This is a genomic window from Mesorhizobium sp. P2_B11, from assembly GCF_056404855.1.
The window spans coordinates 493,195-515,403 of the sequence record NZ_JBFUDF010000002.1 but is presented as its reverse complement, the minus strand read 5'-3'; the positions used below and the strand labels follow the sequence as shown (position 1 = coordinate 515,403).

Annotated in this window: 24 protein-coding genes and 1 other RNA gene; 14 read left to right on the top strand and 11 right to left on the bottom strand. The window is 62.1% G+C overall.

Annotation, left to right across the window (positions count from 1 at the left end):
• The first annotated feature begins 17 nt into the window (after positions 1–17).
• From AC1DYJ_RS06850 to AC1DYJ_RS06835, 4 genes are all read left to right on the top strand, one after another.
• Complete coding sequence (locus AC1DYJ_RS06850) at positions 18–1,502, top strand: carboxypeptidase M32 (protein ID WP_477286586.1); 1,485 nt, start codon at positions 18–20, stop codon at positions 1,500–1,502.
• A gap of 167 nt (positions 1,503–1,669) precedes the next feature.
• Positions 1,670–2,332 (top strand): GntR family transcriptional regulator, encoded by a 663-nt coding sequence (locus AC1DYJ_RS06845; protein ID WP_477286584.1) that lies wholly within the window; start codon positions 1,670–1,672, stop codon positions 2,330–2,332.
• An 81-nt stretch (positions 2,333–2,413) separates the two neighbouring features.
• Positions 2,414–3,097 carry a nitroreductase family protein gene (locus AC1DYJ_RS06840; protein ID WP_477286582.1) on the top strand — a complete coding sequence of 228 codons (684 nt, stop codon included), beginning with the start codon at positions 2,414–2,416 and terminating at the stop codon, positions 3,095–3,097.
• A gap of 257 nt (positions 3,098–3,354) precedes the next feature.
• Positions 3,355–5,364 (top strand): DUF3857 domain-containing protein, encoded by a 2,010-nt coding sequence (locus AC1DYJ_RS06835; protein ID WP_477286580.1) that lies wholly within the window; start codon positions 3,355–3,357, stop codon positions 5,362–5,364.
• 21 nt (positions 5,365–5,385) lie between these two features.
• On the opposite strand, the gene AC1DYJ_RS06830 is transcribed toward AC1DYJ_RS06835, so the two are convergent.
• Positions 5,386–7,188 (bottom strand): ABC transporter transmembrane domain-containing protein, encoded by a 1,803-nt coding sequence (locus AC1DYJ_RS06830; protein ID WP_477286578.1) that lies wholly within the window; start codon positions 7,186–7,188, stop codon positions 5,386–5,388.
• A gap of 204 nt (positions 7,189–7,392) precedes the next feature.
• Here AC1DYJ_RS06830 and rpmE point away from each other — a divergent pair, with 204 nt between their 5' ends.
• Entirely contained in the window at positions 7,393–7,614 is a 222-nt protein-coding gene (gene rpmE, locus AC1DYJ_RS06825) for a 50S ribosomal protein L31 (protein WP_112559687.1), read from the top strand.
• A gap of 183 nt (positions 7,615–7,797) precedes the next feature.
• Here the strand turns inward: rpmE and AC1DYJ_RS06820 are convergent, their stop codons facing one another.
• On the bottom strand, positions 7,798–8,439 hold the full coding sequence (locus AC1DYJ_RS06820) for a TetR/AcrR family transcriptional regulator (RefSeq protein WP_477286576.1): 642 nt from the start codon (positions 8,437–8,439) through the stop codon (positions 7,798–7,800).
• A gap of 117 nt (positions 8,440–8,556) precedes the next feature.
• Here AC1DYJ_RS06820 and AC1DYJ_RS06815 point away from each other — a divergent pair, with 117 nt between their 5' ends.
• Together AC1DYJ_RS06815 and AC1DYJ_RS06810 are read left to right on the top strand one after the other, a co-directional pair.
• Positions 8,557–9,384, top strand: a complete 828-nt coding sequence (locus AC1DYJ_RS06815; RefSeq protein WP_477286574.1) for an NAD(P)H-binding protein — start codon at positions 8,557–8,559, stop codon at positions 9,382–9,384.
• Between the two features lies 1 nt (position 9,385).
• Positions 9,386–9,862 (top strand): anthrone oxygenase family protein, encoded by a 477-nt coding sequence (locus AC1DYJ_RS06810; protein WP_477286572.1) that lies wholly within the window; start codon positions 9,386–9,388, stop codon positions 9,860–9,862.
• A gap of 32 nt (positions 9,863–9,894) precedes the next feature.
• On the opposite strand, the gene AC1DYJ_RS06805 is transcribed toward AC1DYJ_RS06810, so the two are convergent.
• The 8 genes from AC1DYJ_RS06805 to ssrS form a co-directional block, all read right to left on the bottom strand.
• A complete protein-coding gene (locus tag AC1DYJ_RS06805; protein WP_477286570.1) occupies positions 9,895–10,224 on the bottom strand; it encodes an Rdx family protein in 330 nt (109 codons plus the stop codon).
• Complete coding sequence (locus AC1DYJ_RS06800; protein ID WP_477286568.1) at positions 10,221–10,976, bottom strand: RDD family protein; 756 nt, start codon at positions 10,974–10,976, stop codon at positions 10,221–10,223. The genes AC1DYJ_RS06805 and AC1DYJ_RS06800 overlap by 4 nt, the downstream gene beginning before the upstream one ends.
• A 93-nt stretch (positions 10,977–11,069) precedes the next feature.
• Positions 11,070–11,819, bottom strand: a complete 750-nt coding sequence (locus tag AC1DYJ_RS06795; protein ID WP_112559692.1) for a YebC/PmpR family DNA-binding transcriptional regulator — start codon at positions 11,817–11,819, stop codon at positions 11,070–11,072.
• A 200-nt stretch (positions 11,820–12,019) separates the two neighbouring features.
• On the bottom strand, positions 12,020–12,781 hold the full coding sequence (locus AC1DYJ_RS06790) for a TerC family protein (RefSeq protein WP_477286565.1): 762 nt from the start codon (positions 12,779–12,781) through the stop codon (positions 12,020–12,022).
• A gap of 68 nt (positions 12,782–12,849) precedes the next feature.
• Positions 12,850–13,674, bottom strand: coding sequence for a TIGR00282 family metallophosphoesterase (locus AC1DYJ_RS06785; protein WP_477425993.1), 825 nt, complete (start codon positions 13,672–13,674; stop codon positions 12,850–12,852).
• A 55-nt stretch (positions 13,675–13,729) separates the two neighbouring features.
• Positions 13,730–14,257 carry a hypothetical protein gene (locus AC1DYJ_RS06780; protein WP_477286561.1) on the bottom strand — a complete coding sequence of 176 codons (528 nt, stop codon included), beginning with the start codon at positions 14,255–14,257 and terminating at the stop codon, positions 13,730–13,732.
• 120 nt (positions 14,258–14,377) lie between these two features.
• Positions 14,378–14,956 (bottom strand): 5-formyltetrahydrofolate cyclo-ligase, encoded by a 579-nt coding sequence (locus tag AC1DYJ_RS06775; protein WP_477286559.1) that lies wholly within the window; start codon positions 14,954–14,956, stop codon positions 14,378–14,380.
• Between the two features lie 95 nt (positions 14,957–15,051).
• Positions 15,052–15,207, bottom strand: a non-coding RNA gene (ssrS, locus tag AC1DYJ_RS06770) — 6S RNA.
• Positions 15,208–15,358: 151 nt separating this feature from the next.
• Here ssrS and AC1DYJ_RS06765 point away from each other — a divergent pair.
• Both AC1DYJ_RS06765 and AC1DYJ_RS06760 read left to right on the top strand, forming a co-directional pair.
• Positions 15,359–16,198, top strand: a complete 840-nt coding sequence (locus AC1DYJ_RS06765; RefSeq protein WP_477286557.1) for an AAA family ATPase — start codon at positions 15,359–15,361, stop codon at positions 16,196–16,198.
• 2 nt (positions 16,199–16,200) lie between these two features.
• Positions 16,201–16,551, top strand: coding sequence for a hypothetical protein (locus AC1DYJ_RS06760; protein WP_477286555.1), 351 nt, complete (start codon positions 16,201–16,203; stop codon positions 16,549–16,551).
• Positions 16,552–16,626: 75 nt separating this feature from the next.
• Here AC1DYJ_RS06760 and AC1DYJ_RS06755 read toward each other — a convergent pair whose 3' ends face one another.
• The gene (locus tag AC1DYJ_RS06755) at positions 16,627–18,171 is read right to left on the bottom strand and encodes an MFS transporter (RefSeq protein ID WP_477286553.1); all 1,545 of its coding nucleotides are present in this window, start codon (positions 18,169–18,171) and stop codon (positions 16,627–16,629) included.
• Between the two features lie 145 nt (positions 18,172–18,316).
• On the opposite strand from AC1DYJ_RS06755, the gene AC1DYJ_RS06750 reads away from it, so the two are divergent.
• The 5 genes from AC1DYJ_RS06750 (at position 18,317) to msrB (ending at position 22,180) form a co-directional block, all read left to right on the top strand.
• Entirely contained in the window at positions 18,317–19,180 is an 864-nt protein-coding gene (locus tag AC1DYJ_RS06750) for a LysR family transcriptional regulator (RefSeq protein ID WP_477286551.1), read from the top strand.
• Between the two features lie 55 nt (positions 19,181–19,235).
• Positions 19,236–19,682: an N-acetyltransferase family protein gene (locus AC1DYJ_RS06745; protein ID WP_477286549.1), complete on the top strand. Its 447-nt coding sequence runs from the start codon at positions 19,236–19,238 to the stop codon at positions 19,680–19,682.
• A complete protein-coding gene (locus AC1DYJ_RS06740; protein WP_477286547.1) occupies positions 19,682–20,479 on the top strand; it encodes a hypothetical protein in 798 nt (265 codons plus the stop codon). The genes AC1DYJ_RS06745 and AC1DYJ_RS06740 overlap by 1 nt, the downstream gene beginning before the upstream one ends.
• 2 nt (positions 20,480–20,481) lie before the next feature.
• The gene (locus tag AC1DYJ_RS06735; protein ID WP_477286545.1) at positions 20,482–21,672 is read left to right on the top strand and encodes a vWA domain-containing protein; all 1,191 of its coding nucleotides are present in this window, start codon (positions 20,482–20,484) and stop codon (positions 21,670–21,672) included.
• 103 nt (positions 21,673–21,775) lie between these two features.
• Complete coding sequence (gene msrB / locus AC1DYJ_RS06730) at positions 21,776–22,180, top strand: peptide-methionine (R)-S-oxide reductase MsrB (protein WP_142869739.1); 405 nt, start codon at positions 21,776–21,778, stop codon at positions 22,178–22,180.
• The last annotated feature ends 29 nt before the right edge of the window (positions 22,181–22,209 follow it).

Below are 22,209 nucleotides of genomic sequence, written 5' to 3'. Positions count from 1 at the left end.
CAAACGCGGAACCTGCCATGTCCTTTGAGAAACTCGATGATCTCGGCCACAAGCTCGAAGCGCTGGAACATGCGCTCGCCATCCTCGGCGCCGACGAGGCGACCCACATGGCTGTCGGCGGCGGCGAGAAGCGCGCCGAAGCCATGTCTTCGCTTGCCGGCATGCTGCATATCAGGGCAATGGCGCCGGAAATCGCCGACTGGCTCGCCTCCGCCGAACAGGAGGCGTTGAATGAGGAGCAGCAGGCGGCGGTGCGGGAATTGCGCCGTCAATACACCAACCTGACCTGCCTGCCGGTCGAGTTCGTCGAGCGCCAGACGGTGGCGCGCATGCGCTCCGAGCAGCTCTGGCGTGACCTGCGCGCCAAGAACGACTGGGCAGGTTTCCTGCCGGCACTCGAAGGTGTGATCGCGCTGGTGCGCGAGGAGGCTGCGCTGCGCGCCGACGCGCTCGGCCTCGATCCCTATGACGCGCTGATGGAGCAATACGATCCCGGCAACCGCGCCGCCGATATCACGCCGGTCTTCACCGAGTTGAAGACGTTCCTGAAGTCTTTCGTGCCAGAGGCGCTGGCCGTGCAGGAAGCACGTCTGGCCAAGCGCTCGCTTAAGCCGCTCTCGGGCAGCTATGCGATCGACCGGCAGCGCGAGCTTGGCCTTGCCATGATGGCGGCGGTCGGCTTCGACCTCACCCATGGCTCGCTGTCGGTGTCGCATCATCCCTTCTGCGGTGGCGTGCCGAGCGACGTGCGCATCACCACCCGCTACAAGACCTCGGATTTCCTTTCGGCGCTGATGGGCGTGCTGCACGAGACCGGCCACGCGCTCTACGAGCAGAACCTGCCGAAGGCCTGGGCGCACTGGCCGCTGGGCAAGGCGCGCGGCATGGCCGTGCACGAAAGCCAGAGCCTGTTCGTCGAAAAGCAGATCGGCCGCAACCCCGAATTCTGGCGCTGGGCGCTGCCGGTGGTCGAAAAGCATCTCGGCGAGGCCTGGTCGCTCGACGACATCCTGCCGCATGTGCACCGGGTCGAGCGCGGCCTGATCCGCGTCGATGCCGACGAGGTCACCTATCCGCTGCATGTCATCCTGCGCTACGAGCTGGAGCAGGAGCTTGTCTCGGGTCGGCTGCAGGCCGCCGACCTGCCCGAGGCGTGGGACGCCAAGATGCGGGAGTATCTTGGCCTGTCGACCATAGACAATCCGGCCGACGGACCGATGCAGGACGTGCATTGGCCAGGTGCGGCCTTCGGCTATTTCCCGTCCTATACGCTGGGCGCCATGATGGCGGCGCAGCAATGGGCGGCGCTGACCAGCGAACATCCTTCCGCCGACGACGATTTGGCAAAAGGAAACTTCGCCGCCATCAACGGCTGGCGCCGCGACAAGATCTGGTCGCAGGGCTCTCACTGGTCGACGCCCGACCTGCTCGAACGCGCCACCGGTGAAAAGCTCAACGCCGCGCATTTCACCCGTCACCTGCAGCAGCGCTACGGCGGGTAAGATCGCTGCCGGGATCCACAGCCCGGCCGGAAAGTGTTTCCGCAGGCGATGGTGGCTGTCAGCCATTTGCCGAAGCAATGGGGGTGCGGTAGTGCTCTCATCCCGCACCGCTGGTGGAATTTGAGTTGTCGGAAACGCGACCGGCAAAGGTGCGGACGGGGGGACCATTGGTCGATCAGCAGAGTGCTTCAACCGTCCAGCAGATCGCGTCCGCGATCACGGCTGCGGTGCGTGGCGGCCATCTGGCGCCGGGGCAAAGGCTGACGGAAGCTGAGTTCGTGCGCCGGTTCAATGTCTCCCGGTCATCGGTCCGCGAGGCCTTTCAGCGCCTCGCCGCGGACGGCCTGCTGACCTTCGAACCGCATCGCGGTGTCATTGTGCGCCAGCTGTCGCGCAAGGAGGTCGACAATCTGTTCGAGGTTCGCGGCGCGCTCGAGGCCCTGGCCGTCAGCCTTGCGGCGCACAAATTACGCGCCGCTCCGCAACAGCTGCTCATTCTGCAAAATGAAATGGACCGCGCCGTCGAGGCAAACGACATGGCTGGCTTCTCGGAACTCAACCGTCGTTTCCATGGCTTGTTCCCGCAACTCGCTGAGAACACGCTTCTGGAAGAATCGCTCGCGCGGCTTTCCAATTCGATCTACTGGCTGCAGTTCCGGTTGCTGGTCAACCGGCAAGACGTTTTTCAAAGCAATGCCCAACATCGGCTTGTCGTCGAGGCGATCATCGCCGGCGACGTGCAAGCTGCGCAGGCGGCAATGCGGGACCATGTCGACACGTCGCGGCAACTGGTCCAGCAACTCTCCGACGAGCATTTCGCTTCCGCCTGACGCCCGCGAGCAAACAGCGGTCTTGCGTTCTGCAGGATTGTCTGACAATATTGTCTGACAATTTTCAGAGGCATTGAAACCATGACCGCAACACAAGCCTATCTGCCGATCCCGCTGCCCGACTATCGCGAGATCCCGGTCGAGACGATGCGCGCCAATGCCGAGGCCTTCTATACCGAGCTGCGTGCGCGCCACACGGTGCGCGAATTCTCGGCCAGGCCGGTGCCGCGCGACATCATCGAAACCTGCATCCTTGCGGCAGGCACGGCGCCGAATGGCGCCAACCATCAGCCTTGGCATTTCGCGGTGATCGGCGATCCCACAATGAAGAGGAAAATCCGCAATGCAGCCGAAGCCGAGGAGCGCGCCTTCTATGCCGGCCGAGCCGGCGAGGAATGGCTGGCCGCCCTGGCTCCGCTTGGAACCGACGAGAACAAACCATTCCTGGAAGAGGCGCCGTGGCTGATCTGCATCTTCGGCGAGCGCAAAAGCCGCTCGGCCGACGGCGTGCTGCGTAAGAACTACTACGTGCCGGAATCAGTCAGCATCGCCACCGGCTTCCTGATCGCGGCGCTGCACCGGGCAGGCCTTGTCATGCTCACCCATACGCCCAACCCGATGAGCTTCCTCAATGAAATTTGCGGACGCGACCCACACGACAAACCCTATATCCTGATGGTCGTCGGCTATCCCAAGGAAGGGGCGACAATTCCGGCGCACGCGCTGGAAAAGCGGCCGCTCAAGGACATAGCGACGTTCCTGTAGAGAAAAATCGCAAATTACTCTGCCGCGAAAAGCGATACGGCGTTTGAGCCCTTCCGGTTCGCGCCTCGCCCAAAAACATCGTCGCATGGTCTTTACTTCCGTTGGAAAGCCTCTGACAAAAGGGCTCTTCGGCGGTAGCGAAACTGAAAATGTCGGCCTGTATTGGTTTTCGTATGATCAAGTCTTGCTGGCGGCTCATTGCTTTCGCCCTGTTTCTGGTCAACTCGAGTTCTCCGGCCCTGTCCGACGACGTGGTCTTGATCGGACCCGCACCGGACTGGACCAGGCTGGTCGATGTTCCCTCGGCTGACGCCACCCGTTCCGACCAAATCAGGAACGGCATCTCGTGGCTGCTCTCGGACGACCAGATCGTCCATCGCAGCGGCGGCTACGACCAGTACTCGCGCACGGTCTACAAGATCGTCGACCGGCCCGGCCTCGAGCAGGGCGCCGGGATCAACCTGCAGTTCGATCCGTCGCGCCACAAGGTCACCTTGAACCATTTGCGCATCATCCGCGGTGGCGCCGTGATCGACCGGCTGGCAAGCACGAAATTCGATATTTTCAGGCAGGAAAAGGACGCCGAGAAAGGCCTGTACGACGGCTGGCTGACGGCCCATATCAACGTCGAGGATGTGCGTGTCGGTGACACTGTCGATTATGCGACGACCTACGAGATCACGCCGCTTGTCGGCAAGGATCTTTTCTTCTTCAGCTTTGCGACCGAGTGGGAAGAGCCGGTGGCGCTCATCCACGCAAGCATCACCTGGCCCGCCAGTCAGCCGCTGCAGATCAAGCCAAGGGGAACGGAACTCAAGCCGGCGATCTCGTCGTCGGGATCGGACACGGTCTATGTGTGGGAAGCCCGCAATCCCAAGCCGGTCAAGGTCGAGGACAACCTGCCGGTGCAGTATCCGGCCTGGGGCTCAATCGACGTGGCGTCGACAGCAGACTGGCAAAGCGTCGTCGACGCCATTGCGCCCCACTACAGGCCGGTGACCGATTTTCCCGCCGACTTCGCAGCCAAGCTCGACGACATCGCCGTCAAGCATCCCATGGCAGAAGACCGGATGATCCAGGCGACACGGCTGGTGCAGGACCAGATCCGTTATGTCAGCCTGTCGATCGGTGCGGGATCCTACATTCCGCGCGATCCGGCGACAGTCCTGCAAAGCGGGTTTGGCGATTGCAAGGACAAGGCATTGCTGCTTGCCTCGTCGCTCGTGCGACTTGGCATTTCTGCCGACGTCGCCTTGGCCGATCTCGACCATGGCCGGGCTCTCGACCAGCACCTGCCGGCGCTGCGCGATTTCGACCACGCCATCGTCAAGGCGAAGATCGGAACCAAGACATACTGGCTGGATGCCACCAACGACCTTCAGGGCGGCAAGGCATACAATATTGCGCAGGCCGATTATGGCTTCGCGCTGCCGCTTTCCAGCACCGGCGGATTGGAGAAGATGCCAACCCCGGAACTGACCAGCCCATCGATCCAGGTCGCCGAAGAATTCGACTTCCCCGAGAAGCCGGGCGATCCGCTGTCGCTGACTGTCTTTTCCATGTACGAAGGCGCCGACGCCGACTCGATGCGCAACAGGCTGGCTGGCCAGTCGCTGACCGAGCTGGCGGACAACTACCTGAAATATTACAGCAAGCAGTATCCGGGCATTCAAAGCACCGCAAAGCTGGAAATCCTGGACCAACGCGACGGCAACGTCGTCAGCGTGAAGGAGAGCTACTCACTGCCGGCGCAGGCGCTTGCCGCCAACGATCTTGCCAAGAGTTTCCCTATCCAGGCGGCGGATCTCGGCAGCTATCTCCCGACCCCGACCATCGTCGGCCGCCGCGGCCCGATATCGCTCGGCAGTCCATATTACCGCCGTCACAGCGTGACCGTGCGCAACCTCAAGGCCAGGTTTTCCGGCGAGGAAATAAAGAACATCGTGACACCCTACGTGTCGCTGAAGACGTCCTGGAGCAACACACGCACCGAGTTCCGGGTGGAATGGAATCTGCAGACGCTGGCAAGCGAAGTTCCCGCCAACGCGATTGCGGATTATCTGAAATCCGTCGAGGACATCTCCAAGGACGTTCAGTGGCAGTATGACTTTACCTACGTCGATCCGCCGCCCGCCGAAGTGAAGGTCAGCGATCCGGCCACGCAGCAGCGGCAGGTCATCGCCAGCATGTTCCTGTTGACCTTGTTCGTCGGCGTCCCGGTGTTCATCGCTGTCCGGCGCGGCCGGCGCCAGCTTGCCCGCGGCTGAACTCTATCTGCGCAGCAGCACCTACTCCGCGGCACCCCTGAACGCGCTGGCTCCGGTTTCGAACTGCAGCTTGGCCAGTCGCGCATAGATGCCGCCCTTGGCGACCAGGCTCTGATGCGTGCCTTCCTCGACGATGCGGCCGCCATCCATGACCAGGATGCGGTCGGCTTTCAGCACCGTTGCCAGACGGTGGGCGATGACGATGGTGGTGCGGCCCTGCATCAGCCGTTCCAGCGCCTTTTGCACCAGCGTCTCGCTTTCGGCATCAAGTGCCGAGGTCGCCTCGTCGAGCAGCAGGATCGGCGCGTCGCGCAGGATGGCGCGGGCGATCGCCACGCGCTGACGCTGGCCGCCGGACAAGGTCACGCCGCGCTCGCCGACCTGACTGTCGTAGCCCTTGTCGAGTTTAAGGATGAATTCGTCGGCCAGCGCGTCCCTGGCGGCCGCCTCGATCTCGGCATTCGTGGCGCCCGGCCGGCCGAAGCCGATATTGTCGCGCGCGCTCGCGGCAAAGATGGTGACATCCTGCGGCACAATCGCGATGCGCTCCCGGACAGCAGCCGGATCGGCCTCGCGGACGTCGACGCCGTCGATGGCGATGCGGCCGGTCTCGGGATCGTAAAACCGCAGGATCAACGAAAAGACCGTGCTTTTGCCGGCGCCCGAGGGCCCAACGATCGCCACCGTCTCGCCCGGCTTGACCTGAAAACTCAGGCCATGGACGGCGGCGCGGTCCGGCCTTGCCGGATAGGAGAAGGAGACATCGTCGAAGCTGATCGCGCCTTTCGCCTTGGCCGGCAGCGGCAGCGGTTCGGCGGGCGCCAGGATCGCCGGCTTCTCGTCGAGGATCTCGGTCAGCCGTTCGGCAGCACCTGCCGCCTGGGAGAGCTCACCCCAGACTTCCGACAGTGCGCCGAGCGCCCCGGCGGCAAACACCGAATAGAGCAGGAACTGGCCGAGCGTGCCGGGCGACATCGTGCCGGCAAGCACATCGCGCGAACCGAACCACAGCACCGCCACGACCGAGGAAAAGATCATGAAAATGGCAAAGAAGGTGAGGAAAGAGCGGGCGAAAATCGACGAGCGCGCCGCCTGGAAGGCGGCTTCCACCGCGGCCGAAAACCGGCCGGTGACCAGCGTCTCGTTGGTGAAGGCTTGCAGCGTGCGCACCGCGCCGATCTGCTCGCTGGCATAGGCGATCGCCTGCGCCAGCGTGTCTTGCGCCTGCCGCGACCGGCGCCGGACCGAGCGACCGAAGGCGACCAGCGGCAGCACGATCACCGGAATGGCTGCGATGACCAGGCCGGACAGTTTCGGGCTGGTGACGACCATCATCGCCACCGCGCCAAGGCCGAGGATGACGTTGCGCAGCGCCACCGAGGCGGTGGCGCCGACGGCGGATTTGACCTGCGTCGTATCGGCCGCAAGCCGCGAGACGATCTCACCCGACTGCGCCGTATCGAAAAAGGAAGGCGACAGCGTCGTGACATGGGAAAACACAGCGCTGCGGATGTCGGCAACGACCCGCTCGCCAAGCGTGATGACGAAATAGTAGCGGCCGGCCGATGCCGCCGCCAGAATGGCTGCCATCGCCACCAAAGCGGCGAAATATTCGGCGATGAAGGTGGTGCCGGACGCGCTGAAACCGTGATCGATCATGCGCCGCACGGCGAGTGGCAACGCCAGCGTGGTCGCTGCCGCGATGGCCAGCGAAATGACCGCGCCGACGACCAGTTTGCGATAGCGGGCGATGTAGGGATAGAGGCGCCTGAGCGGTCCGAGCGAGCGTCTGCGCTCGTTTTGCTCGCCGCTGATATCCGCCATGACCGTTTCCTCTGGCCGTTTCCAGGTGAGCGCTTCAATATGCGCCTGCCGCGGCCTTGTGATTCAATTCCGGCTGATGTATAGGCTCGCCGACCGTTTTAGAAGCCGTGGCTTTTCAATAGCTGCGGCTTCGAGTTTTAAAAAGGGGCGCATCGACGCAGGCCACGGGCCCGTCGGCAGCGCCACAAGCCAGGAAAAACGACAATGAAGGCTGACATCCATCCCGATTACCACACCATCAAGGTCGTCATGACCGATGGCACCGAATACATGACCCGTTCGACCTGGGGCAAGGAAGGCGATACGATGAACCTCGATATCGACCCGACCACGCACCCGGCCTGGACCGGCGGCCAGCAGACCCTGCTCGACCGCGGCGGCCGCCTGTCGAAGTTCAAGAAGCGCTTTGAAGGTTTCGGCCTCTAAGTTTTATCTGCATCGCAGAACCAGGAACCCGCCCTTGTGGCGGGTTTTTTGTTGCTGCAGCTCGCACCTGGCCTCTACCTCCCCCTTGTGGGGAGGTCGGACCGAAGGTCCGGGTGGGGGTCTGGCGCCGCCCCCACCCCGCTGCTGCGCAGCGACCCTCCCCACAAGGGGGAGGGTGGGCGCCTACCCCTCCAGCAACTCCCTCAACGCCATGCGCTTGTAGGCTTCGACCAGCCTGTCGCCCTCCTGCCGGTCGACCGAGATCGCCAGCCGCACCGCGGCCTCGCCCATCTGCCAGACCAGAAACGCCGTCGTCTCCAGCGCCACCGGATCGGCGCCGGGTTGCAGCCGCTTCAGCACCGCAGTCAGGAATTCGGCATTGGCGCGGCTGTCGGCGAGTTCGAGCTGGCGCAGCGCCTTGTCGGCCTGGGTGCCCGACCATATGTCGCGCATCACCGGCTCGGCCAGGAACAGCCGGTAGTAGATATCGACCAGCTCCGAAAACGCCTGCCGCAGACCTTCGGCGTCGCCGACATCCTTGAGTGCCGAGGAGATACAGGCCTGGCTTTCGGCGGTGTAGCGCTCGGCCAGCGCCCAGACGATCGCCCGCTTGTCGGGAAAGAACTGGTAGAGCGAACCGATCGACACCTCGGCCCGTTCCGCCACCTCACCCATGCGCATGGCGTCGCTGCCCTGCTCGGCAATCAGCGCCGAGGCGGCGGCCAGCATCCGTTCGACCCGCTCGCGGCTGCGTTGCTGCGTCGGCGCCCGCCGCGGCGATGCGACCTGTTCCTGGGCAGATGCAGGCGTTGCTGTGTCGTCCATGACTGTCTCCGGTCTCGAAAAAATTGCCAACAAGCGGCTTGACTCGCAAAATACGAGGGTTTATCACGTTTTGCAAATGTGAGGATTGCTCATATTTTCAAACAGAGGAAAACCACAATGACTGACACCAAACCAATCCTGATCCTCGGCGGCACCGGCAAGACCGGCCGTCGCCTCGCCGAGCGGCTAACCGCGCGGGGCGTTCCCGTGCGCATCGGCTCGCGCTCGGGCAGCCCGCGCTTCGACTGGGAAGTTCCCGCGACCTGGGGCCCCGCCATGCAAGGTGTGAGCGCCATCTACATCAGCTACTATCCCGATATCGCCGTGCCGGGTGCCGCCGATACCGTCGGCGCCTTCGCTAGGCTTGCAGGGGCCAGCGGCATCACCCGCCTGGTGCTGCTCTCCGGACGCGGCGAGACGGAGGCCCAGCGCGCCGAAGAGATGGTCAAGGCTTCGGGCGCCGACTGGACGATCCTGCGCTGCGCCTGGTTTTCGCAGAACTTCAGCGAGGGCTTTCTCATCGAGTCCTTGCTCGGGGGCGAAGTTGCCCTGCCGGTCGGCACTGTCGGTGAGCCCTTCATCGATGCCGACGACATTGCCGACGCCGCCTTTGTCGCGCTGACCGAACAAGGCCATGTCGGCCAGCTCTACGAACTGACCGGGCCGCGCCTGCTGACCTTCGCCGACGCGGTCGCCGAGATCGCCAAGGCGGCCGGCCGCGACATCCGCTTTATCAAGGTCTCGCATGACGAATTCACCACCGCGATGGCCGCATATGAACTGCCGCCTGAGATCACCTGGCTGCTCAACGAGCTGTTCACCGAAGTGCTTGACGGCCGCAACGAGACGTTGACCGATGGCGTCCAGCGCGTGCTCGGCCGCGCGCCGAAAGACTTTTCCGCCTACGCAAATGAAACCGCCGCAACCGGCATCTGGAGCAACTGAGATGACCAAGCTTCTTCCCGCCCTCACCATCATTGCCGCAATCGGTTCGGGCGTCGTCGGCGGCGTGTTCTTCGCCTTTTCCAACTTTGTCATGGCAGCACTTGCCCGACTGCCCGTCCCGCAAGGCATTGCAGCGATGAATTCGATCAACATCACGGTGATCACGCCTACCTTCATGACGGCGCTGTTCGGCACCGGCCTGCTCTGCCTGGTGCTTATCGCCGCCGCCATCATGGGCTGGAGCCAGTCCGGGTCGTACTGGCTGCTTGCCGGCGCGGTGATCTACCTGATCGGCAACCCGATCGTGACCATGGTCTTCAATGTGCCGCTCAACGATGCGCTCGCCGCCGTCGACCCGGCCAGCGCCAACGGCGCCGCCGTGTGGGCGAACCATCTGAGCCAATGGGTGATGTGGAACCACGTCCGCACCATCACCGCCATCGTGTCGATGGCCTGCTTCATCTTCGCATTGCTCTGAAGATGGCACGTCGCAAGTGCAAAAGACCCCGCTCAGGCGGGGTCTTTTTGCGTGTGGCCCTTTGATGTGTGACCCTTGCGATCGGAGTGGCCGAGGTCGCGATCCGGATCGATAACATCGCGAACCAGTTGCTTGAGTTTTGCTGCCTCCGGGAAACCCCCGTCGCGCTTGCGATCCCAGACCAGCACGTCGTTGCAGGAAATGGTGAAGATGCCGCCGGTGCCCGGCACCAGCGTCACTTCGCCGAGATCGGTGCCGAAAGTAGAGAGCAGCTCCTGCGCCATCCAGCCGGCACGCAGCAGCCACATGCATTGCGTGCAATAGGTGATGACGATCCGAGGTTTCTTCTGCGGCAGGCTCATTGATAGATCTCGCGCGTGCGGACGGTCGTGCCAGCGATCCGATCATGGATCGGCTCATGGCCCGACGCTATCGAAATTCCGATCCAGGCGGGCCAGACCAAAGCCAACGTAGTAACGATTTCCAGCCAGGAATAGCTCGGCGCAGGTGTCGGAACGCTCCCCCAGGTCTGAAAGGCGGACCAGGCTCCCGTCAGTACGAGGGGGAAAGCGCCGAGAAACTTGATAAGCTGTCGATGAAACGCCTTTTGCAATGGCAGGCCTCTCCTTTGCCAGTGATCCTGGTCATAGACGACGAGCACCAAAGCCCGCTTGCCGACCGATTGGCCAAAGGCCATCTCCATGACAAGAAGATAGATCGCCAGAGCGGGTAACTGGAGGAAACCCTGATCCAATGTCGTAAGTCGAAACGTCTCCTCCGAACCAACTTTGATCGAAACCGTCTCGGACTTTGCAAGCTGGGCCATCTTCGCTTTTTCGACCGCCCAATCGGCAACTGGAACGTCGAAGTTATAAGATTTGCACACTTGCCGACGTTCGGGCAACAGACCGCCATGCACCTTGCCCGACCTGCATATTTCTACGAAGTGATCCTTCACCCCACCGCCGGCCACCACGAACAGGCCAGCAACCAGAAAATAGAGGGGTATGATCACGACAAGATAGTCGATGACCAAAGCTAGGAACCGACGCCATATGCCACCCCGGCGAGGCCAAGCCATCGCAGTGGCAACTTCAATCCTGTCGCCAGTCATCTCCCCTCCCGTCGACAACTCACTGAGCTATACGTTGGGCTGGGAGTCCTTGACTACGGTGTTCCTCTACACTTCCGCGTGACGGTCAAAAACTCACGCCGCGCTGAGCTTGGCCATGGTCTCGTCGTCGACCTCGAAATTGGCGTAGACGCTCTGCACGTCGTCATCGTCCTCGAGCGTTGCCACCAGCTTCATCAGTGACTGCGCGCGCTCTTCGTCGACCGGAACATTGTTCTGCGGCTGCCAGATCGGCTTCACCGATTCGGCTTCGCCCAGCGAGGCTTCCAGCGCCTTCGACACTTCGCCCATGCTCTCGAAGGCACAGTAGATGGTGTGACCTTCCTCGTCGGACTCGACGTCATCGGCGCCGGCCTCGATAGCGGCGTCCATGACCTTGTCGGCGCTGCCGACTGAAGCTGGATAGTAGATCTCGCCGGCGCGGTTCCACATGAACGACACCGAGCCGGTTTCGCCGAGTGCCCCGCCGGCCTTGGTGAAGGCGGCGCGCACATTCGAGGCCGAACGGTTGCGGTTGTCGGTCAGCGCCTCGACGATCAGCGCCACGCCACCCGGGCCGTAGCCTTCATAGCGCACCGCTTCGTAATTCTCGGCATCGCCCATCGACGCCTTGTTGATGGCGCGCTGGATGTTGTCCTTCGGCATCGACACCGCCTTGGCGTTCTGGATCGCCAGGCGCAGGCGCGGGTTCATCGACGGATCCGGCGTCCCGCTCTTGGCGGCGACGGTGATTTCGCGCGCCAGCTTGGAAAACATTTTCGACCGCACCGCGTCCTGGCGGCCCTTGCGGTGCATGATGTTCTTGAACTGTGAATGGCCAGCCATGGCACCCCTGTCGTCTTCGGCTAGAGCATTCCGAGGCGAGGCGTTCCCGCCTCGTCCTCTGCATGCTCGAATTTAATTTTCAGAACGTCTCTCGCATGCCTGCGAAGGCATACGGCGCTCTTTGTCGGAATGGCCGGCTTATAGATAAATCGGCTCAATTCGTCCAGACACGGCGTTCACTGTGCCCCGGCGAACCAGCTTCAGTGCCCGCCGCCGGATTTCTTCTTCCGCCGCGTCAGCATGTTGAGGCCTTCGACCAGCGCGGAGAAACCCATGGCGGCGTAGATGTAGCCCTTGGGCACATGGTAGCCCATGCCGTCGGCGATCAGCGTCATGCCGATCATCAGCAGGAAGCCCAGCGCCAGCATGACGATGCTCGGGTTCTTGGCGATGAAATTGGCCAGCGGTCCGGCCGCCAGCATCATCACGCTCACCGCCACGATGACGGCGATATACATGATGGCGATCTCGTCGGTCATGCCGACGGCGGTGATGATGGAATCGATCGAGAAGACGAGATCGAGCAGCAGGATCTGGAAGATCGCGCCGGCAAGCGAGATCTGCAGCGTCTCGCCCAGCATATTGTCCTTGTGGTCTTCCGGATCGACCGTGTGATGGATTTCCTTGGTCGCCTTCCATACCAGGAACAGGCCGCCGGCGATCAGGATCAGGTCGCGCCAGGAAAAGCCGTGCCCGAAAGCGGTGAACACCGGCGTCGTCAACTGGACGATGATGGAAATGGTGGCCAGCAGCACCAGCCGCATGATCAGCGCCGCCGAGATGCCGAGACGGCGGGCGCGGGCGCGCTGCGCTTCCGGCAATTTGTTGGTCAGGATCGAGATGAAGATCAGATTGTCGATGCCGAGCACGACCTCGAGCACAATCAGCGTCAGCAACGCGACCCACGCGGTTGGATCGGAAACAAATTGAAAATGCGGCGCCAGGAATTCAATGAGCTGCATGGAGGTCGTCCCCTACGATCTAGAGCAGTGTCGCCGGCAGTTAGGTATTGCGTGCGCCCATATCAATGTCACGACCAGAAGGATGGCGCGGTTTCTTCAAGCCGCGGCCCGCGACGAAACGGCGCGATCTTCTCGGTCAGGCCCGTACGATCGGAAAGTGTGACACCGACACCGCACAATGTCGCCGGTCCGGTCGCCGCCTCGAAGCGGCCTTTCGGCACTTTCGACAGGAACCGGTTGAGCGGTTCTTCCTTGTCCATGCCGAGCGAGGAATCATAGTCGCCGCACATGCCGGCGTCGGACATATAGCCGGTGCCGCCATTGAGGATCTGGTGATCGGCGGTCGGCTGGTGCGTGTGGGTACCGATGACGAGACTGGCGCGGCCGTCGACGAAATGCGCGAAGCACATTTTCTCCGAAGTCGCCTCGGCGTGGAAGTCGATGACCACGGCGTCCGCCTGCTCGCCCAGCGGACAGGCGGCCAGCTCGCGCTCGCCGGCCTGGAACGGATCGTCGAGCTCGGGATGCATGAACACCCGGCCCATAATGTTGGCGACCAGAACGCGCGCACCGTTTTTGGCGATGTAGACGCCGGAGCCGCGCCCCGGCGTGCCCTTGGGAAAATTGGACGGGCGCAAAAAGCKCTCCTCGCGCGGCGCGAAGGCCAGCGCGTCACGCTGGTCCCAGACGTGGTTGCCAGTGGTGACGACATCGGCGCCGGCGGCAATCGTGTCGCGGAAAATGTCTTCGGTGATGCCGAAGCCGCCGGCTGCGTTCTCACCATTGACGATGACGAAGTCGAGTTTGAAATCGGATATCAGGCCGGGCAGTTGTTCCCACACTGCCGTACGTCCCGATTTGCCTACCATGTCGCCGAGGAAGAGAAGTCTCATGCCCACTTCTATCCAGAGGTATGGACGCTAGGCAAGCGCTACGGAGCGATTGGTTCTAACCCCGGCCGAAAGTGCCACGCCGCTGTTGGGACGGCTTTGCGCTGGGGCCTGCCGAAGACATCATCGGCGACGCCGGTGGGGCCTTCCGGCCCCGCAGCCAGAAGAACCAGACGTAGAGAACGGTGAAGCCGCCGGTGGCGGCCAGGAGCAGCAGCCCGCCGCGCCAGCCCTTCATCGCGGCGGTATCGAGGGTCGATGGATTGGCAGGGTTGTAATACAACTCCACCGCGTCGCCCTTGGACGCGGTGTAAAGACCAATGTCCTTTCCCTTGCCGGACCAGCTCATCGGCGCATCGTTGGCGATATAGGCGACAGCGACGTTGATGCCATTCGTGGTGAGGCCGTTTTTCTGCTTCTCGGTATAGGGACTGACATCCGTCACGGTGGCAACCGTCTGATGCCAGGCGATCTGATGGTGCAGGGCGGTTCCAACGATGTGCAATGCCATCGCGAACAGCGCCACCGCGATGAGCGCGAACGGCATCAGCAGGTAGCGTGCTAAGACAAACATGACGACCGCCATCGGCTCGGATTGTAGTGCGAAAATACTATCCGGCATGTCTTGGAAACGCGTTAATGCATGTCGCTCAAAAGTGGCCCGGCTTTGAGACAACGACATGCATCAAACCAAGATCGCGACCTTTTAAGCGAAACGGCGCAGCCCGCTCTCGGTGAGTATTTCCGGGACGATGACATCATGTGGCTCGTCCGGCACCAGCGCCACCTCCTGGCAATCGAAGGCGATGCCGATCAGCCGTGGCGGCTGGCCCTTGTCGACCAGCCTGGCGATGGCGCGGTCGTAATAGCCGGCGCCGTAGCCGATGCGGTGGCCGCGCGCATCGAAAGCGGCGAGCGGCACCAGCATCACCGCGGGGTCGAGCACCTCGGCCTCCGCATGAGGTCCCACGGTGCCGAAGCCCATCTCGACCATCGGCGCGCCGCGCACCAGTTCGCGAAAGACGATGGTGGTCTTGTCGAGAATCGCCGGCAGGCAAAGCCTGGCTCCCTTCTCGCGCAAGGCAAACATCAGCGGCCTGACGTCGACTTCCGATCGCATCGGCCAAAAGGCTGAAACGATCTGGCCGGGCTCGATAGCGAGGTGATCGCGCGCCGTCTCGGCCATCTCAAGCGCGATCTCCACCCGCCACATCGGATCGAGCGCATCGCGGCGGCCGAGAGCTTCGCGGCGCAGTTGTTTCTTCAGGTCTTTTGAGGATGTCATGCGCTGAACGATAGAAAAGGTCGGTTTCTGGCGGCGTTTTAGGAGCGACGTTTTCTACCGCATGATCCACCAAATGCGTGGATTGAGGCAAGAAGTGACGATCCACACAACCGGTGGAGAGAGCGATCCCGGGAACCTACAAAGTAGGTGGGCGCCGTATGAGAAAACCCACGGGTCTTCCCAGGGACAGCTCCCTAAGGATCGTTAAGGCCCCGGGGAAAATGTTCTCCTGCCGGGAAGCACAGACCGTCCTCCCCAATATAGGCCGCGGGTCGGCTAAGCGCCAGTGACACTGAGCCGATGTTTCCATTTCGGATGCACGCCCTTTTCGTCGCGACCGGCTCGCCCTTGCACAGGCCAGGCGGCGTCCTTACGGTCGCGATGACCAACCGAGGAGCAAGCATGCGTTTTGAAGGCACGGCGGCCTATGTCGCCGACAAGGACCTGATGGTGGCGGTCAATGCGGCGATCGCGCTGGAGCGGCCCTTGCTGGTCAAGGGCGAGCCCGGCACCGGCAAGACCGAGCTCGCCCGCCAGGTGGCATCAGCACTCGGTCTCGACCTCATCGAATGGCACGTCAAGTCGACGACGCGGGCGCAGCAGGGCCTCTATGAGTATGACGCGGTCTCGCGGCTGCGCGACAGCCAGCTCGGCGACGAGCGCTTTAACGACATCAAAAACTACATCAAGCGCGGCAAGCTCTGGGAAGCTTTTGCAGCCGGCAAGAAGGTCGTTCTTCTCATCGACGAGATCGACAAGGCCGACATCGAATTCCCCAACGATCTGTTGCTGGAGCTCGATCGGATGGAGTTCTTCGTTTACGAGACCGGCGAGACGATCCGTGCTGCCGTCCGGCCGATCGTCATCATCACCTCCAACAATGAGAAGGAGCTGCCGGACGCCTTCCTGCGCCGCTGCTTCTTCCACTACATCCGCTTTCCCGATGTCGAGACGCTGCACAAAATCGTCGACGTCCACTATCCCGGCATCAAGCAGAACCTGGTGCGCGCGGCCCTCACCCAATTCTATGAAATCCGTGACGTCCCCGGCCTGAAGAAGAAGCCGTCGACATCGGAAGCGCTCGACTGGATTCGTCTGCTGGTCGCCGACGACATCGCACCCGAAGATCTGCGCGCCGATCCCAAGAACGCGCTGCCGAAGCTGCATGGCGCGCTCTTAAAGAACGAGCAGGACGTGCATCTGTTCGAACGCCTGGCTTTCATGGCCAGACGGCAAGGTTAGGCATGTCCAAAGAATATGCGGACATAGCAGTTTCAATAACGCGATGGATCGACATCGATCCCCAACCGGGAATCGTTGAATTCGAGTTCAGCGACCGGTTTGGCCGCCAGTGGCGGTTCCACGAAAAGCAGACCTATGTTTCGTCTGAATGGCTGGATGCAAATAGCAGCTATCCTCGACCCGGTGACGTGCGTTGCTTGGTGCTATCCCGAGAGCAGGACGAGGAAGGCCGGCAGATCGCAGAAATCGATACGTTTCAACCGGACTCTGTCGAATCGCTCGAGGAGGTCCATCGCTTCGAAATCTTCGCCAGTCAGCTCCTATCGAAGCGCCAGGCAAACCAGAGCGGTTGAACGTTTGGTCGTTTCGTTAAACCGCTCCTGTATTACCCAAGACCGCCTCACCTTCTACAGGCGGGCTTCGGCCGCTCACTCGGCAGGAGCAAACTCTGTCTCCTGCGGCGCGACACGCTTCGGTCCGAAGATGACGAAGCCGATGACCGACAAAGCGAGAACGCCGATCCCGCAATAGAGCATGACCCAGCTAAAACCGTTGACCAGAGCGTCGTGCACAATGGCGCCGGAGGGATCGACGGTTGCGAGCTCAGGCGTCCCCTGCGCAAGGTCGTGGAGATTGCCGGTGGCGATCCTTTCTGCCAGCGCGCGCACCGCGGTGGGGCTCAAAGCCGTGCCAAATGCGTTGCCGAGGTAAGAGGCGATCCCCTGCGTCAGCAGCAGGCCGAGCACCGCAATGTTGATGGCGAGCGTGATCAGGCGTGCGCTGATGTCGATGCCGGACGCCATGCCGGCGCGATCCGGCGACACCGCGCCGGTCGTGGTGTTGGTGGTCGGCGAATTGGTGAGGCCGATGCCGATGCCGGCGATCAGCGTGCCGGGCAGCATGGTCAGCCAGGTCGCGCCTTCGAGCCCGGAGCCGATCCACATGGCGATGAAGCCGATGCCCAATGTCAAAAGGCCGAGCGGGATGGCGATCCGCGCCTGGTAGCGGGCGCGAATACGCTCGGCGATCGGCGGCATCACCATGAAGGGCAGCGTGTAGACGAGCAGCAGCAATCCGGTCGTCGTGCTGTCATAGCCGAGCACACCGGAGTAATAGATCGGCAGATAGATGATGAACGGCCAGTAGCTGAAATTCATGCCGATAGCGCCCATGATCGCACCCGAAAACTGGCGGATGCGGAACACTGAAAAATCGAACATCGGATAGGCATTGACCTTCTCGGCGACGAGGAAAGCAATGAAGGCCGCCAACGACGCGGCAATCACGCCGATACGGGCGGTGGCTCCGAGGTCTGCACCTTGCGTGATCAGATAGGAGAAGCCGAACACTGCCGCCGACAGCGTCAGCATGCCCGCCCAGTCAAGCTTCTGGGCGTTGTGATCGCGCGATTGCGTGACGCCGGCGCCGATGAAGGCAAGCGCCAGGATCGACAGCGGCACATGGATGAGGAACACCCACTGCCAATTCGACAGCGCCACGATCAGGCCGCCGATGGCTGGCCCGAAACCGAGCCCGATGCCCGCGACGACGCTCCAGGCGACAAAAGCCCTGCCGCGCGCCTTTCCGTCCTGGAACTGGTGCGACAGCACCGCCACGCTGCAGGTCAGCATCGCGCCGCCGGCAAGGCCTTGCAGAAAGCGGGCGGCGATCAGCAGCGGCGCGCTGGGGGCGAGACCGCACAGCAGCGAGGCGAGGCCGAAGGCGACGGTGGTGATCACCATCACGCTCTTGCGGCCGAACCGGTCAGCCAATGTCCCCGTCGCCATCAGCACCGTCGTGCAGGCAATGGTGTAGGCATTCATGATCCACTGCAGGTCTTTGAAATCGGCGGCGAGCACGCTTTCCAGTTTCGGCAGGATTACCGGCACGCTGGAGATTTCGAGCCCGAACAGCAGCGACGCCAGGCACACGCCGGTCAGCGCAATGGTGTTTCGTTGAATTGGCAACGGCATATCGATCTCTCTCCATCGGAACATGGGCGGCGATGCTCTTCAAACCGCGATCAGCCTGAAATAGAGGAGACTTGATCATGAAAAAAGGCTATGGTTGGCTATATCAGAAATGACAAATTGGCATGCTGCCAATGGAAGGTTGTAAATGACCAGCCTCGATGTCGATGCCGTCCGCACCTTCGTGATGGTGGCCGACCTGCAGAGCTTCACCCGTGCCGCCGCAGCGCTTGGCAGCACCCAGGCAACGATCAGCGTCAAGCTGCGCCGGCTCGAGGAAAAGCTCGGGGCGCGGTTGATTGAACGCACACCGCGCCGCGTCAGCCTGTCGGCCAAGGGCGCCGTGTTCCTGCCCTCCGCACGCGATTTCCTGGCCGCGCATGAGCGCGCCATGGCCGAGTTTGCCGAAGCCCCTTGCCGGCTCGCGCTCGGCTTTGTCGATCATGTCGCCGGCCCCGAGCTTTCCGTCCTGATCGCCCAGCTCCACGCGCACGATCCATCGCTCACGCTGAGTTTGAGGATCGACACCAGCACCATTCTCAAAGAGGCGTTCGATCGCGGCGAACTCGATGCGATCATCGTACACCGCGAAGGCGACAGCCGCCCGGGCCGGACCTTGTCGCGCAATCACTATGGCTGGTTCGCGACCCCCTCCTTCGAATGGCAGCGTGGAACGCCGCTGCGCCTGGCGCTTCTGAGCACAATATGCAGCTGCCCGGATCGTGTGCGGGCGGTCGAGACGCTGGACAAGGCAGGCATCGCCTGGGAAGAGGCCTTCGTCGGCGGCGGCGGCGCGGCCGTCAACATTGCGGTGTCGGCGGGCTTTGCCATTTCGGCGCTGGCCCACCGCGTCGTTCCTCCCGGCCTGGTCGAGGTTGGCCGCAAGCTTGGCCTGCCGCCGCTTGACCCGTCCGAAGTGGTCCTGCATTCACACACACTGGCGCCGCGGGCGCGTGAGGCGCTGCATGTGCTGGCGACCGCATTTCGCGAGTACAAATCGGCGGCTGCCTAGGCCAAGCTGTGCGATCTGATTCCGTCGCAAGGGATCGGGCTTTGGAGGAAGCAAAATGACCGAGATCACTGTCCGCCCGCTGGCGCAGTCCGACCATGCCGACTGGCGGCGGCTGTGGACCGCCTATCTCACCTTCTACGAAACCAAGCTGCCGGACGAGGTCTACGATATCACCTGGAAGCGGCTGTTCACGGCAGGCGAATTCGAGCCGAAAGGTTTTATCGCCACCCTCGACGGCAAGGCCGTCGGCCTGACCCACTATCTCTATCACCGCTCCGGCTGGTCGGAGAAAAACAACTGCTACCTGCAGGACCTGTTCGCCGACCCCGACGTGCGCGGCAAAGGCATCGGTGCGGCGCTGATCAAGGCCGTGCGGGACGAGGCAGGCAAGATCGGCGTCAAGAACGTCTACTGGATGACCCACGAAACCAACGCCACCGCGCGCAAGCTCTACGACCATGTGGCGCGGCGGACGGGCTTCATCGAGTATGATCTGCTGTAATGAAGTCGCCGGCAGAGCGCGCTCGGCTGATCTGGAACGCTGACCGATTTGCAGCGTTGGAGCGCATATCTGCCGCCTTGCAGGAAAGCGAGTTCCAACCGCTCTATGCCAACTACATCGGATATGTCGAATTGCGGGAGCGTGGGCTAAGAAGACAATCCTTCGCGCTGCTCGATGCCTTCATCGAGCAGATTGCATCGGATCCATTTGAAGTTCGACTGTCAGTCGTCCGGCATCTCATCGGAGCAATCGAAGCCTACTGGGATCGTTGGCCCGCACCGGACAACTGGCAAATGCCTGAACAACTACTGCGGCGCCTGATTGGGCCGCTGTGGCAGGAATGGCGGCAGCGGGAGCCCTCCAATCCAGAAGCTTGGGTTTATGGCTTTGGCACTCTGTCCTCTGACGTCGATGGCACGGAGGTCGCATTTCTGCTGGACCCAACCAATCCACGCTATCAATACGCTCACCTGGATGGCCTATGTCGGCAGTTGAAATACGAACTTCACGAACTCCGGCACATTGAACGTATTCTCTGCGTCCCGGAGTATTTCAGCGAGTTGACCAATTTGGTGTCTGCTGTTGCGCAAGCTATCGGCGGCAACATGGCAGATGAGGTCATGCAAACGCCTGCAAAACTAAACGAATTGGCCGCCGCCTATCGCGACCATCGGGAGGATAGCGGCACTTTCCTGCAGGAACTCCTGCTGCTCGGCCGCCAGGATCTCGTTGACTTCCCCATACTGCCTGCCAGACGATGGTTCCGCGTTTTGCCAACTTTCCTCTTTGGTCAATAGCCATGTTCCTCCCCTTCTTTCTCGAACTGAAGGCCGCGCGGGTTCCCGTTTCGCTCCGGGAATATCTGTCGCTGCTGGAGGGGCTGGAGGCCGGGTTGGTCGACTATGACGTCGAGGGTTTTTATTACCTCGCCCGCGCCGCCCTGGTGAAGGACGAGCGTCATATCGACCGCTTCGATCAGGTATTTGCACATGTCTTCAAGGGCATCGAGGCACTCACCAGCCCCGATGCTGTCGATGTCGCCAACATCCCTGAGGAATGGCTGCGCCGGCTCGCCGAGAAGCACCTGACCGAGGAAGAGAAAAAACTGGTCGAGGCGCTCGGTGGTTTCGAGAAGCTGATGGAGACCTTGAAGCAGCGGCTCGAGGAACAGAAGGGCCGCCACCAGGGCGGCTCGAAATGGATCGGCACCGGCGGCACCTCACCTTTCGGCGCCTATGGCTACAATCCCGAAGGCGTGCGCATCGGCCAGCATGAAAGCCGCAACCGCCGTGCAGTGAAAGTCTGGGACAAGCGTGAGTTCAAAAATTTCGACGACGCGGTCGAGCTCGGCACCCGCAACATCAAGGTGGCGCTGAAGCGCTTGCGCCGCTGGGTGCGCGAGGGCGCGGAGGAAGAGTTAGATCTGCCCGGCACCATTCACGCCACTGCCGAGCACGGCTATCTCGATGTGCAGACGCGGCCTGAACGGCGCAACGCCGTAAAGCTTCTGATGTTCTTCGATGTCGGTGGCTCGATGGACGACCACATCAAAGGCGTCGAGGAGCTGTTTTCGGCCGCTCGCGCCGAATTCCGCCAGCTCGAGTATTTCTACTTCCACAACTGCCTCTATGAAGGCGTGTGGAAGGACAATCGCCGCAGGCATGCCGAGACGATTCCGACCTTCGACCTGCTTCACAAATACGGCCCGGACTACAAGGTGATCGTCGTCGGCGACGCCTCGATGAGCCCCTACGAGATCGCCCATCCCGGCGGCTCGGTCGAACACTGGAACCCGGAAGCGGGTGCGGTCTGGCTCGGCCGCCTGTTACAGCAATGGCCGAATGCGGTCTGGCTGAACCCTGAAAACCCCAAGAACTGGGGCTTTACGCATTCGATCGCTATGATCCGCGATATCTTCGGCGGCCGCATGTTCCCGCTGACGCTGGCCGGGCTGGAGGGCGCGACGAAACAGCTTTCACGCAAGCATTGAGGCTCCGGCACATCGTTGCGCTGGTCGAACCAGTAACAAACCCCTATCTCTAAGCGAATACAGCTTGCAACCAACAACAAGCCGCCAAGGCTGAGGAGATCAAATGGACACCCACACCTATCCCGTTACCCGCACCGACGCCGAGTGGCGTGCCCGGCTGACGCCGGAGCAATATGCCGTCATGCGCGGCCATGGCACCGAACGTCCCGGAAGCTGCGCCCTGCTCTATGAAAAGCGCGCCGGCACGTTTTCCTGCGTCGGCTGCGACCAGCCGCTGTTTGAATCCAAGCTCAAGTTCGAGAGCGGCACCGGCTGGCCGAGCTTTAACGACCCGGTGCCCGGTTCGGTCGAAAACACCGTCGACCGCAGCTACGGCATGGTCCGCACCGAATGCCACTGCTCGCGCTGCGGCAGCCATCTCGGCCATGTCTTCGATGACGGCCCGCCGCCGACCGGCCTGCGCTACTGTATCAACGGCGTGGCGCTGAAATTCGAGCCGGCGGCTTAAAGCAATTCCAGGAAAAGTGTGAGCGGTTT